At 40.0% G+C, this 13942-nt stretch carries 12 protein-coding genes; 3 read left to right on the forward strand and 9 right to left on the reverse strand.

Annotation, left to right across the window (positions count from 1 at the left end):
- Window positions 1-98 precede the first annotated feature (98 nt).
- From CVT14_RS05970 to ftsZ, 3 genes are read left to right on the forward strand one after another with little or no spacing between them, the layout of a single operon-like run.
- Complete coding sequence (locus CVT14_RS05970; protein WP_021089840.1) at window positions 99-1556, forward strand: peptidylprolyl isomerase; 1458 nt, start codon at window positions 99-101, stop codon at window positions 1554-1556.
- Between the two features lie 5 nt (window positions 1557-1561).
- Window positions 1562-2980: a cell division protein FtsA gene (gene ftsA, locus CVT14_RS05975; RefSeq protein ID WP_021089817.1), complete on the forward strand. Its 1419-nt coding sequence runs from the start codon at window positions 1562-1564 to the stop codon at window positions 2978-2980.
- 14 nt (window positions 2981-2994) lie between these two features.
- Window positions 2995-4134 (forward strand): cell division protein FtsZ, encoded by a 1140-nt coding sequence (gene ftsZ / locus CVT14_RS05980; RefSeq protein ID WP_021089797.1) that lies wholly within the window; start codon window positions 2995-2997, stop codon window positions 4132-4134.
- Between the two features lie 630 nt (window positions 4135-4764).
- Here the strand turns inward: ftsZ and CVT14_RS05985 are convergent.
- The 9 genes from CVT14_RS05985 to purL form a co-directional block, all read right to left on the reverse strand.
- Window positions 4765-5061 (reverse strand): metal-sulfur cluster assembly factor, encoded by a 297-nt coding sequence (locus CVT14_RS05985; RefSeq protein ID WP_021089773.1) that lies wholly within the window; start codon window positions 5059-5061, stop codon window positions 4765-4767.
- 3 nt (window positions 5062-5064) lie between these two features.
- A complete protein-coding gene (locus tag CVT14_RS05990) occupies window positions 5065-6255 on the reverse strand; it encodes a hypothetical protein (RefSeq protein WP_021089779.1) in 1191 nt (396 codons plus the stop codon).
- A gap of 1 nt (window position 6256) precedes the next feature.
- Complete coding sequence (locus tag CVT14_RS05995; protein WP_021089843.1) at window positions 6257-6595, reverse strand: hypothetical protein; 339 nt, start codon at window positions 6593-6595, stop codon at window positions 6257-6259.
- A 73-nt stretch (window positions 6596-6668) separates the two neighbouring features.
- A complete protein-coding gene (gene msrB / locus CVT14_RS06000) occupies window positions 6669-7709 on the reverse strand; it encodes a peptide-methionine (R)-S-oxide reductase MsrB (protein WP_107849928.1) in 1041 nt (346 codons plus the stop codon).
- A gap of 78 nt (window positions 7710-7787) precedes the next feature.
- Window positions 7788-9320, reverse strand: a complete 1533-nt coding sequence (gene purH, locus CVT14_RS06005) for a bifunctional phosphoribosylaminoimidazolecarboxamide formyltransferase/IMP cyclohydrolase (RefSeq protein ID WP_021089794.1) — start codon at window positions 9318-9320, stop codon at window positions 7788-7790.
- Between the two features lie 22 nt (window positions 9321-9342).
- Window positions 9343-9915 (reverse strand): hypothetical protein, encoded by a 573-nt coding sequence (locus CVT14_RS06010; RefSeq protein WP_021089833.1) that lies wholly within the window; start codon window positions 9913-9915, stop codon window positions 9343-9345.
- The gene (locus CVT14_RS06015; protein ID WP_107849929.1) at window positions 9916-10650 is read right to left on the reverse strand and encodes a TerB family tellurite resistance protein; all 735 of its coding nucleotides are present in this window, start codon (window positions 10648-10650) and stop codon (window positions 9916-9918) included.
- A 1-nt stretch (window position 10651) separates the two neighbouring features.
- A complete protein-coding gene (locus CVT14_RS06020) occupies window positions 10652-11701 on the reverse strand; it encodes an SDH family Clp fold serine proteinase (RefSeq protein ID WP_002940400.1) in 1050 nt (349 codons plus the stop codon).
- Between the two features lie 3 nt (window positions 11702-11704).
- The gene (purL, locus tag CVT14_RS06025) at window positions 11705-13894 is read right to left on the reverse strand and encodes a phosphoribosylformylglycinamidine synthase subunit PurL (RefSeq protein WP_107849930.1); all 2190 of its coding nucleotides are present in this window, start codon (window positions 13892-13894) and stop codon (window positions 11705-11707) included.
- Between the last annotated feature and the right edge of the window lie 48 nt (window positions 13895-13942).

Genomic DNA, 13942 nt, shown 5'->3' on the forward strand with positions numbered 1-13942 from the left:
CAAGAAACGTTTTTATAAAGCCCCATTTTAAGCTTATTTAAGCCAAATTTCTATAAAATATCGCACAAGCTTTGTTAGTATTTTAAAGGAAGAACTTAATGTTATCTTGGATGCAAAAACATAAAAAATACCTAGTCGTGACAATTTGGGTAAGCACGATAGCCTTTGTCGGTGCTGGTTTTGTCGGCTGGGGCGCATACGATCTAAACAGCAATAGAGCTACTTCAGTAGCTAAAGTAGGACATAGAAACATAAGCGTTCAAGAGTTGCAACAAAAATACGATAGACTTTATCAGTACTACAATAACGTATTTGAAGGCAAACTAACTCAAGAGAAAGCTGAAGAGTTAGGTTTAGAAAATGCTGCACTTCAAGCTGCTATTCAAGAAAATTTATTGCTAAATTTTGCAGACGATATCGGCCTTAGTGTTAATAAAGATGACGTTTTAAAATATATAATCGTCGATCCAACATTTCAAAAAGACGGCGTTTTTGACAAAAATTTATACTATGATGTGCTAAGAAGAGCCAGGATAAACCCAACTGATTTTGAAGATAATCTAAAGCTAACTATCTTACTAGACAAACTTAGAACTATTTTAAATTTACCTGCAAGCAAAGAAGATATTGCGATGATGGAAGCTAGCTTTTTCATGCAAGATAAATTAGCTGTGCAAATAGTAAATGCCGATCAAAGCGAGATCAAAGTAGATGAGAAAGAGCTAAAAGATCTTTGGGAGATAAATAAAAATAACTATATGACAAAGACACTTTATGGCATAGATACATACTTTGTCGAGTCAGAAAAAAGTGATGCAAACGAGAGCGTTTTAAAGTCTTACTATAATGAAAACCAAGATAAATACAAGGGATCTGATGACAAGATAAAGCCTTTTAACGAGGTAAAAGCTGAGGTTAATAAAGACTATAACATAGAACAAAGCAAAACTAACGCTTTAGAAAAATATGTCGCTGTCAAAAAAGCTGAACTTGCAACTAATGGTTTTATAAGCGTAAATGAAGACAATGCTACTTTTTCACTTGATGAGATCAAGGGTGCAAAAGTTGGCGAAGTTATAAAACCATTTATCTACAAAGATGGCTATTTAATAGCTAGAGTAAAAAGTATAACTCCTCCACAACCTATGAGCTTTGAACAAGCAAGAGCTAATGTGCTTGAAATTTATAAAAGTAAAAAAGAAAAAGAAATTTTAACAGCAAAAGCAAAAGAGACTCTACAAAACTTTAAAGGCACAGATGTTGGCTTTGTTAGCAGAGAGGTAAATGGCTCTATTGCGGGCTTAAATGAGAGCGATACAAGAGCTTTTGTATCTCAACTTTTTGATACTAACAATACAAAAGGTTATGTTATATTAGATGACAAAGCCGTAGTGTACGATATTTTGGAACAAAGATTGCTTACTAACAATATAAATAACAACTATAAGCAAATAACACAACAAAATGTTGCAATGCTTAAAAACAACGAGTTGATAAAAGATTTAACAAATAAACTTCTAAAATATTATGAAGTTAAAGAATATGTCAAAAGGTAAAAATTTTGAGCACTAGAATTTTAGGCATAGATGTCGGATCATTTCAAATTTGTGCTGTTATAGCAGAACAAAATGATGATGGCATAAAAATAATAGGAATAGGCACAGAAAAAGCACAAGGTATAAAAAAGGGCGCTATAAACAACATTGAACTAGCTGCAAAGTCTATAAAAAATGCACTCATAGAAGCACAAAAAGTTGCAGGCACACACTATGAAAGAGTAGTGGTTTCGATATCCGGAAAATATACTAAAAGCGTAAATAGCAGTGGCGTAGTAAATATACCAAATCATGAAATAGGCATAAAAGAGATAGAGCGTGCTATGCAGATGGCAGATCACAATGCCGAGACTTCACCAGAATATGAAAAACTTCATGTCTTACCTTACAACTTTAAAGTAGATGGACAGGAATTTATAGAAGATCCTATTGGCATGAACGGCACTAGACTTGAAGTGCAAACACATATCATAAGTATCCAAAAATCACAACTTAGCAACCTAAGAAAAGCTATAAATTTAGCAGGCGTGCAAGTTGATAATGTAGTTCTTTCTGGTTACGCTTCAGCCATAGCAACACTAACAAAAGACGAAAAAGAACTTGGTGTTGCGCTTATAGATATGGGCGGCGAGACATGTAATATGGTAGTGCATGCTGGAAATTCACTAAGATACAACTCATATCTACATGTTGGCTCGGCAAATATAACCATAGATCTTTCAATGGCGCTTCATACTCCTTTACCAAAAGCTGAAGAGATAAAACTAGAATATGGCAAGCTAGTAAATAAATCAGTAGATCTTATCGAGCTTCCAAGACTTGGTGATGAGCAAAAAACTCACGAAGTTTCACTTGATGTTATATCAAATGTCATCTCAGCTAGAGCAGAAGAGACTGTAATGGTACTTGCAAATATGCTTGAAGATAGTGGATACAAAGATCTTGTTGGTGCTGGCATAGTACTAACTGGCGGTATGACAAAACTTGATGGACTAAAAGACTTAGCTTCTGCGATATTTGACAACATGCCAGTTAGGATCGCTAGACCAAAAGAGATGGATGGTTTATATGAAATTTTAAGAGATCCGGCAAATTCTTGTGCCATAGGACTTTGTATGTATGGCGCTGGAGAATTTACACCTTATGAGATAGACTCAGAAAAAAAGATGAGATATAAAGGTGAATTAAGATCAAAGCCAAAAACAAATTTCAACATTTTTGAAGAAGAGAAAAAAGAGAAATTTCAAGCAAAAAAACAAGATAAAGATGATTTTGAAGAAGGCATTGAGCTTGTAAATATGGATATAAATTTGGAGCAAACAAACAACAAAAACGAGCTTGCAAATATTGCTGATATAAGTAAGCAAGAAAAAAAACCAAGTGCTTTAAAGAAATTTTGGCACAGCATGACACAACTATTTTGAGGAGAATTTTTACAATGAGCAACAGTTTCACAATCGAAGAGAACAAGAGCCTATATAGCGCAAAGATAAAGGTAGTAGGCGTAGGTGGTGGCGGTGGTAATATGATAAACCACATCATAAGAGAGAATCCAAATTTAGACATCGATCTAATGATAGCAAACACAGATGCTAAGGCACTCGAAAATTCTCCTGCACACACAAAGATACAGCTTGGTGAGAAAAAGACAAAAGGTCTTGGCGCTGGTATGAGACCAGAAGTTGGCAAAGAGGCTGCACAAGAGAGCTACGAAGAGATAAAAAGTGCTCTTGAGACTTCTGATGTTGTGTTTATCGCTTCAGGCCTTGGTGGTGGTACAGGTACAGGCGCTGCTCCGGTTGTTGCACAAGCTGCAAAAGAGATAGGTGCGCTAACAGTTGCTGTTGTGACTATGCCTTTTTCATTTGAGGGTAAAAAGCGCAGCAAGCTAGCTGATATCGGTCTAAGCGAGCTTAGAAAAGAGAGCGACTCTATCGTTATCATACCAAACGACAGACTTTTAACTTTGATAGATAAAAAATCAGGCATCAAAGAGAGCTTTAAAATGGTTGATGAAGTGCTTGCAAGAGCAGTAAATGGTATGTGCTCTATCGTGCTTGACTCTGGTGTTAGCGATATCAACCTTGACTTTGCTGACGTAAAAACAGTTATGAGCCACAGAGGTCATGCTTTAATGGGCGTTGGCGAGGCTTATGGCGAGGGTGCAGCTCAAGAAGCTATCAAAAATGCTATCCAATCACCACTACTTGACAACATGAACATAAACGGAGCGCTTGGCGTTTTAGTTCATTTCAAGATGCATCCAAACTGCTCACTTGACGATCTTCATAGCGCGATGTCAATGATCGAGGAGGCATCTGATGATGATGCTGATGTGATCTTTGGTACAACAACCGATGAAAACATAGAAGACAATAAAGTCGAAGTTACTATCATCGCAACAGGTTTTAAAGGCGCAGAAAAAGAAAGCGAAGAAAAAAAAATAGCCCAAGAGCCTGAAAACGATCTTCTAAATAAAAATATCGTTTTAAAAAGAAGAGTAAGTGGTGGATATAACAGCGATGAGTATATCTCTCAGCTAGATATCCCATCATATCTTCGTCATCAAATGGACTAAGTCCTAACTAAAAATTCTCCTGTTAAATTGCAAGTTTATCTTGCAATTTACCTTTTCGTATCTAAATTTAAACTATCGTTGTGCAAAACACCTAAACTCTAATATCTTTATTCTAAATCCGCAATATGCTTTTAATTTTTAATTGATATTAATTTGTTTTTGACTACTCTGGAGAATAAATTTACAAATTTAACAAAGACTCTATATAAAGTTATATTAGATATCAAAGCTATAAAAAAGGAGATGAAAGTGCGATTAATTCGTAGTTAGAGTGAGTTTTGCTTAAAATCAAAGTGGCGAAATTTTTTACATTACTTTACAAAAAGCTTTACATCTTTTTACAAACTCTTTTAAAAGCCATTTAAAAGGGCTTTTAATCACACATCTTAATACTTTACCTACTATATTAGACCTCAACGTTACTATCTTCATCTAGTTCGTAGCTTTGAAAGTCTTTGTCGATGCTTATGAGAAGCACTTTTTGCAGTAGTTTTGCCATGAAATTTCCGCACTTTAAACAGCCCAATACAAATTTAAATAAACTTTTTTATACAATTTTTTAAATTTAAAGTAGAAATTTTAAAAAGAGCTAGAAATTTGTCAGCTAAGCTAAATTTCTAGCCAAATTTATTAATTCACTCCAAGTTGTGCTTTTACTAAATCGCTTGCCATTTGGATATTCCACTCAGGCTCCCAAACCAGGTCTATCTCGCACTCTTTTACACCCTCCACACCAAGCGTAGCCGTCTGCACCCAGTCAAGTATCATCTCATGAAGTGGGCAAGACTTAGTTGAAAGCGTCATAGTCACCTTTGCTTTACCATTTTCATCACAGCTTACATCATATATGAGCCCAAGCGAAACGATGTCAAAACCAACCTCGGGATCGACGATATTTGACAGAGCATCATAAATTTTTTCTTTCATTTTTTATCCTTTAAAACCAGTAAATTTAAAAACATTTATCATATTTACAGCAAGCAAAATGATGCTTAAAGCCATAAAAATCATACTTGCATAGACTAAATTTCTCATCTCAAAGCTAACCGCCAAAGGGTAGCATACAAGCGATATGACATTAAATACTATGGCAAAATATGCAGCCTTTTTTAGTATCATCGCATCAAGTAGCGGCACTTTTGCCTTGCCAACAAATGGCGCCACATAGTGATACCAGATGAGAAATGGTGCGATCTTATATAGATGAGCCACGATAAAGGCAAACAAAAAGCCATATATCATAAAAAATGCGGCCAAATTTAGCTTTTCAAAAATCATAAATATAGCAGCCACAAACAAAGCAAGCAGCGAAAGAGCAATATTTACATTCCAATAGTCATACGCCTTTCTCACGCGCTTTTTCAGGATATAAAACGCCTGAGATATAAAGAGCAAAGCCGCCACAGCCACCGCAAAAATCGCTAAATTTTCATCAAACGCCAGCAAAACGCCAGCCAAAATATAGCAGGCAAGAGAGGCTTTGCTAAGTGTAAATTTAAGATCATGAGCCAAAGCAAACATCGGTAAAAGCACGCTTGCAGCCCCAAGTATCACGAAAAATACAAAACCCAGCACAAAATATACGTGAAATTTTAGCGTCATCATAAAATCAAGCATAAGCGTGCCACCAAGTATCATCACTAGGCAAAATCCAAGCGTTATGCCAACTAGCAAAAATATCGCCGAGGCAAAGAGCGCAAAGGCAGCAAAGCTTCTTTTTTGATTATCCATAAAGCTTAGCGCATAGGTCAAGCCAAAAAAAACAAGCGCGCCAAAGAGAAAAACTCCGCTGATTTGCAAAATCCTAGCCTCGCCAAATATCATCGCATAGCTCATAGCAAGTAGCGACAGGCAAAAAATGGCTAAATTTAAAATAGCCCCTTTGACCGTAAAAAATGGCTTTTCTAAGATGACTGAGGTTAGCTGATAGAGCGCTCCGATGATGATACTTATCACAAAGCCCACGAAAAATATATGCAAAAAGCCAGCCGTGTTTAGCGAGCTAATCGCCTCAAAATCAGCGTAAAAAAAGGCCGGGACGCTTAGCGCTAAGAAAAAAATGCCAGCGATAAAGTAGCCGCCAACTAGCTTAAATGGCGGCGCATAGGTATTTAAAAGCATCTTAGTGGCAAAGGCTAGTGTCTATGTTTTCTATGCTCGCACCCTCTTTTAGGCTAAAAGTCATCTTCACAGCTCCGCCCTCAAGGTCCTCGCGCTTAATGTCAAAGCTCTTTTCTATCTTTGGGATGAGCCCAGCTGGAAATTTGTGATTTACCATCACGATCTTTGTGTTTTTATCAGCAAATTTGATAGCCAAAAGCGCGTTCATCATTGGCTCTGGCGGCACGCAAGGACGTGAGTCAAAGCCCACAAAGCTTACACCATTTTCACTAAATTTATAAAACGGCACCGTCGCGCCCTCTATGTTAAACTGCTCTGCATTTTTGAAAAAATCACTCATTTTTTCTCCTTTTGATTTTGGAGAATTATACTCTGATTAAACTTTTCAAAACATTGATTTGCTTCAACAAAAGCTACTTGACGTAGGGGATAAACTCCTCGTATCCAAGCCTAGCCATATCCTCAAGCGGTATAAATTTAAGGCTAGCTCCATTTATACAATACCTTAGCCCGCCCTTGTCGCTTGGTCCATCGTCAAATACATGCCCAAGGTGCGCGTCGCTGTTTTGAGACCTAACTTCAACCCTTTTCATCATAAATGAGTTGTCCTCGCTATAGGCAAGCGCCGTTGTCGTGATAGGCTTTGTAAAGCTTGGCCAGCCACACCCTGCGTCAAATTTATCAGCGCTTGAAAAGAGCGGCTTGCCACTTGTGATATCAACATAGATGCCCTTTTTGTCAAATTTATCATACTCGCTGCTAAATGGCCTCTCAGTCGCCGCCTCCTGCGTCACGGCATACTGCTCGCTACTTAAATTTCTCTTTAGCTCCTCTTTGCTAAGCGGCTTAAATTTAGCCTCATCGTAAAGCGGCTTGCTCGCCAAATTTAGATCGATGTGGCAGTATCCAAAAGGGTTTTTATCAAGATAGTCTTGGTGATACTCCTCAGCAATGATAAAATTTTTAAGTGGTGCTACCTCAACCACGATCTTATCTTTAAATTTCTTTTGCTCTATCTTTATAAAGCTCTCAATGACTGGTAGATCGTCCTTGCTAACATAGTAAATCCCGCTTCTATACTGCCTGCCAACGTCATTGCCCTGTTTATTTAGCGAGGTTGGGTCGATCACTCTAAAAAAATGAGCCAAAATTTCAGCCAAAGCGACCCTATTTTCATCAAATTTCACATAAAGTGTCTCGGCGTGGTCGCTCTCATGCAGCTCACGGTAGCTCGCGCTCTCACTCTTGCCATTTGCGTAGCCCACCTTCGTATCCACCACGCCAAATATCTTTTTAAAATAGCCCTGCATGCCCCAAAAGCAGCCACCTGCTAAATAAATTTCTTTCAAATTTTGCCCTGCCATCGTCCGCTCCTTTAAAAACTCATCTTTTGCCATCAAATTTACACCCAAAAATACCGCCAAAACCAAGAAAAAATTTAATATCTTTTTCATGCGAGCTCCTTTTTTTGAAGGATTATATAAAATTTAAAGTTATAAAGTGTGAAGTAAGGGGCAAAGCGCCCCTAAATTTTAGTGCAAGAAGTGTCTAACACCAGTGAAATATAGCGACATGCCGTGCTCATCGGCAGCCTCTATCACCTCATCATCTCTGATGCTACCGCCTGGCTCGATGACGCATTTTACGCCCACTTTGCTAGCGATGTCGATGCTGTCTCTAAATGGGAAGAACGCCTCGCTTGCAAGCACGCAGCCGCTTAGATCGATCTTTAGCTCTTTTGCCTTTGCCACGGCCGCACGAGCAGCATCCACACGGCTAGTCATACCCATGCCAATAGCCACCATCGCGCCATCTTTTACATAAACTACGCAGTTGCTCTTCGTTAGCGCAGCCACTTTCCACGCTATCTGAGCGTCTTTTAGCTCGCTGCCAGTCGCAAATTTCTTGCTCATTTGCTTCATATTTTCAAGCTCTTCGTCTTTTACGAAGTCTCTTTCTTGAAATACAAAACCGCCATCGATGTGCTTAAAGTCAAATTTATCATTTGCACGCACTAAAAATTTATTATCTTGAGTGAAAATTTTGATGCGTTTTTTGCTCTCAAACACTTTAAGCGCGGCATCATCGACATTTGCAGCGATGATTACTTCAACGTAAATTTCATTTATCTTTTTAGCTAGCTCCTCATCAAGTGTGCCATTTATCGCCACCACGCCGCCGTATGCCGAGATCGGGTCGCACTTAAGCGCTGCCACGTAGCTCTCAAGCAGCGTATCTTTTACCGCAAAGCCGCAAGGATTAGCGTGCTTGATGATAGCCACTGCCGGAGCGTCATCAAAGCTAGTTGCAAGCATTAAAGCGCCATTTATATCGGTCATATTATTGAAGCTTGCCTCGCCTTTTAGCGCTCTAAAGTTGTTTGTGAAGAAATAATCAAACTCATAAAGCGCGCCTTTTTGGTGTGGATTTTCGCCGTATCTAGTGTCAAAAACTTTGCTTCCCACGATAAATCTAGCATCGCCAAAACCACCATTAAATCTATCATTCATATAGTTTGCGATCATGCTGTCATAGGCTGCTGTATGCTCGAACGCCTTTATCATCAGCGATCTTCTAAACTCGTAATCATCGCTTTTTTCTCTTAGGCGCTTTAAAATTTCGTCGTAGTCAAGCACGCTTGTGACGATGAGCACGTCTTTAAAGTTTTTAGCAGCGCTTCTTACCATAGCTGGACCGCCGATGTCGATATTTTCGATGATCTCGGCAAAGTCATCAGTCCTGATGGTAGTCTCTTTAAATGGATATAAATTTACGCAAACTAGGTCGATGCCCTCGATGCCATACTCCTTTGCCTGAGCCACGTGTGTAGCGTCATCGCGTTTGTGCAAGATGCCACCGTGGATCTTTGGATGAAGGGTCTTTACCCTGCCCTCAAACATCTCAGGTGATGCCGTAAATTCGCTAACCTCAGTGGCTTTGACGCCCTCGCTCTTTAAAAGTTTGTAGGTGCCACCAGTTGAAAGTATCTGCCAGCCAAGCTCTTCTAGCCCCTTTGCAAACTCTACAATGCCCTCTTTATCGCTAACGCTAAGCAACGCTCTCATTTTTTCTCCTTTATTAAATTTTTTATCTTTTTGTTAAACACATACCTTTTACAAGCAGAAGCTGCCCCATTTTTATATCCTTTGCGATATTTTTTATCGATAAGGCCTCTAGCGTAACCATAACATTTGCGGCTGCATCTATATAATAGTCTTTTCTCTCTACAAAGTTTTCACGCTCTTGACCAATAATATCAACGCTAAAGGCATAGCTTGAAATTTGATTGCCATCAAAATAACTCGCATCTAATACGCTTAAATTTATAGGTTCCTCTTTCTCAAGCGCCTCGCATATCGGCTTTTTCGAGCTAAATTTCATAACTTTTATGCCACGATCATACGAAAAGATATACTCACTAATTTCATTTAATTTTTTTGCTTGAACTGACATAATGTCGCTCTTGTTGCCATCTTTATCGACAAATATTATGCTCACATTGCTATCTTTAACATCGTAGTTGCTGACGACCAACCTTTGATCTTGATAAAGCTCGCTTTGAGTAAGCTTAAATATTATCTCTTTTCCATCTATATTTACCACTTTAAAATCATTACAAAAGCCAGCCACAGCCAAAAGCAAAATCACAAATTTCTTCATCTAAACTCCAAATTTCTCTTTTAATCTTCCATAAGCCTCGTTTATCTCCTGAAGCTTCTTAGTCGAGCGCTCTATCACCTCTTTACTCTCGCCTCTACCCATCAAAATGTCAGGGTGATACTGCCTCACAAGCTCTTTGTAGCGAGCCTTTATCTCATCAAGGCTTGCATTTTTACTAAGTCCTAAAACCTCAAATGCATCATTTTCTTGGCTCATCTCATCGCATTCCGCTCCAAATCTTGAGCCATAGAAGCTATCAAATTTATAGATTATCTCATCAAGCGTCTCTTTGTCGATGCCAAATCCATAAGCGATATTTCTTATGACGTCTTGCTCGCTCTTGTTAAATTCTCCGTCTATATAGGCTAAATTTAGAAAAAAAGTGAGCCTAGCCACGCAGGTATCGTAGTTTAGATTAAACGCGCGCTTGTAGTTTCTGGCGGTTTCATAGGCGTTATCTACATTTTCTTTTTGGCTATTATAGACCTCTTTTAGATACTCACGCACGCCGCTAACACCGCTAACTTTCTGGCTTAGATCATCAAGCACTTGAGTGATCAGCCTAGCCTCTAGCTCGCTAACTCTGCCATCACTTTTAGCGACTTTTGCAAGCAGTGAGACTAGAAATTTAGCCTCATCTACATTTGCTTGTTTCTTGCGGTTACTACCTATTTGGACATTCATAAATAAAAATATCGCACCGCCTAATATCAGTAAAAACAGGACTCCAGACATATTACCACAAGTGATAGATCGTATTTTTTATCTTGCCATTTACTAGCTCATTTTTACGCCATGAGCTCTCGTCGTTCATAACATTCCAGCGGCGCTCTTCAGGGCGATAAAACCAGTCTTTATCGATCTGATAGTAAATTTGCTTGCCGTTTGTCTCGATGATGTTTGCGATGTTATTATCGTGATAGCTGTTCTCATCGTAGTCGGTAAAAGCTCGCTGCCCCATCTCTGAGTAAAGTAGCGTTAGCTCCTGAAGCATCTCGTTTAGATCATCGTCCATTTTTTTGACATGTAGGCCGATCTCCTGCGCCTCACGAAAGAGTATTGGATACTCGTGTGCTGGGTAGTCTGCGTTTAGTCGCTCTGAAATTTCAACGATCTTTTTGTCATCATCTATGTGATATCTAAGCAGCTCAGAACAAATTTTAAGTGAGAGCGAACTAGCACGATCAACCGCACCAAAAACTAGCGGATGGATGTACTCATATAGCGAATTATATGGGTTTGTGTCGTTTGGTCTATCTTTATCCTGCTCTTTCCAAAGCTTCACCACACGGCTAAGCTCATCCATCGAGACGCTAACAAGCTCGTTGCCCTTGTTTGTAGGGCTAAGTTCATGCTTGAGCGATGTATCAACTGGTGTTAGATAGGCAAGTGGGCCCATCACGATCTCGTTTGCGCCAAGCGCCATCATCGTAGCAGCTGAAGCGCAGTTTGATGGGATCAGTGCTATTAAATTTTTGCAGTAGTTTCTAAGGGTGCTAATGATCCTAAGTGCGGCTATACCGCTTCCGCCGTCACTTTTTATGAAAAGATAGGCAGTGTCTATCTTTTTGCCCTTTAAAATTTCATACATTGCACTGGCATCGTTGCCGCAGACATTACCAGCGTTTGAGTTGTAGTAGGTTATCAAAGGGGCATTTAGCCTTTTTTCGATCGTACTTATCAAATTTTGAGTATCGCTAAAGAGCACTGGCGGTTTTGCCACGCCCTTTTTCTCGTTTTGCTCTACTTCCTTTTCTCCGCTTACTTTTTCCTTTTTAGAAAACATCTTTTAGTCCTCCTTTTTTACGATTTTCGCAAACTCATTTAGATAAATTTCTCTTACACCCTCTAAGCTCTCATCTATATCATTTAGCTTAAATCTCTTACCTCCGCTAACGCCGATCTTTTCAAATTTCACACCAAATTTAGCCGCAAGCGCTTCAAATTTAGCCTCGTCTTTTACACCCACAACTGCTCTTGAAAAGCTCTCGTCAAAGATGAAATTTGGCTCTTTAAATTTAATCTCGCAGTTTGTGCCGATGTTTGAGATGCTAGCCATTTTTGCCAGCGTGATAGCAAGACCGCCTACGCCTACGCTATTTGCAAACTCTAAAATTTGCTCTTTATTTGCCTCTATCACTAGCACCCAAAGGGCTCTCTCAGCTTTATAATCAACCTCTTTTAGCTTACCACCAACCACGTTAAATAGCGACTTTGCGTAAAGTGAAGCCGCAAATTCTCCGCTTGTCTCGCCAAGTAGATATATCGCTCTACCCTCGCTTAAAAATGTGCTTTTTAGATTTAAATTTGCATCTTCATTTACGCCCACAGTGACGATCGCTGGCGTTGGATAGACGCTAACACCGTCAGTGTCGTTATAAAGGCTCACGTTACCGCTAACGACTGGCGTATTTAGCTCACGGCAAGCCTCTTTTATGCCCTCACATCCTTCTTTAAACTGCCACATTACCTCTGGATTTTGCGGATTGCCGTAGTTTAGGCAGTCGGTGATCGCAAGTGGCACAGCACCGCTCATCGCGACCTTTCTACCAGCAGCTGCAACAGCTCTTGCAGCGCCAATTTTTGGATCAACAAAATTTGCTCTAGGGTCGCACTGCGCAGCCATAGAGACGGCCTTTTTAGTGCCTTTTACTCTGATGCTTGCAGCGCCCAAGCAGCCAGGCTGTTTTATGGTGTTTGTCTGGATATTTGCGTCGTATTGGTCGTAGATAAAGCTTTTATTTAGCACTTCTGGCTCTTTTAAAAGCTTGAAAAATGCAGTTTTGTTATCAATATTGTTTTTAATTTTTAAATTTGCTATCTCATCAAGGTATTTTGGACGTGCAACTGGGCGGTCAAGCACCGGAGCTGCCTCACTAAGTGGTCCGATAGGGATTTCGCCTGCAAGCTCATCATGCCAGTAAAGCTGCATCACGCCGCTACTTGTGACCTCGCCGATGATCTCAGCGTCAAGATCCCACTTTCTAAAAATTTCAAGCACCTTTTGCTCAAAACCTTTTTTGGCGCATATTAGCATACGCTCTTGAGACTCGCTTAGCATTAGCTCATAAGGCGTCATGCCAACTTCGCGCATCGGTACGCGGTCTAGATACATCTTCATACCACTGCCACTTCTGCCAGCCATCTCAAAACTAGAGCTTGTAAGCCCTGCTGCACCCATATCTTGGATGCCGATGATATAGTCTTTTTTGAAAAGCTCTAAGCACGCCTCCATGAGTAGTTTCTCGGCAAATGGGTCGCCTACTTGCACCGTTGGACGAAGTGATTTATTTTCGTCGTTAAAGCTATCGCTCGCCATCACAGCGCCGCCAAGTCCGTCCCTGCCGGTCTTTGAGCCTACATAAATGACTGGGTTGCCCACACCTTCAGCCTTGCCGTAGAAAATTTCATCACTTTTGCAAAGGCCAAGCGCGAAGGCGTTGATTAAGATATTGCCATTAAAGCTAGGGTCAAAGGTGGTTTCACCGCCGATCGTTGGGATACCCATGCAGTTGCCGTAGTGTCCTATGCCAGCTACACTTCCTTTTAGCAGATATCTATGCTTTTTGGCTAGCTCGCCCTCGCCTCTTATCTCGCCAAAACGAAGTGAGTTCATGTTTGCAACGACTCTTGCACCCATCGTAAAGACGTCTCTTAAAATTCCACCAACGCCAGTTGCAGCGCCCTGAAACGGCTCGATAAAGCTTGGATGGTTGTGGCTCTCCATCTTAAACACAGCGGCTACCCCATCGCCAACGTCGATGACGCCGGCATTTTCGCCAGGTCCTTGGATGACCCATGGTGCCTTTGTCGGAAAGCCATTTAGGTATTTTTTGCTTGATTTGTAGCTGCAGTGCTCGCTCCACATCGCTGAAAATATGCCAAGCTCTAGTAAATTTGGCTCACGGCCTAAAATTTTTAAGATCTCCTCATACTCTTCGTCGCTGATTTTATGTGCTTGTATGGTAGCTTTATCCATTGATGTAACCTTTTAAGAATTTTAAGCTATTTTACAACCTTGCTTATA

This window comes from Campylobacter concisus (assembly GCF_003048445.1).
GTDB classification, from domain to species: Bacteria; Campylobacterota; Campylobacteria; order Campylobacterales; family Campylobacteraceae; genus Campylobacter_A; species Campylobacter_A concisus_BF.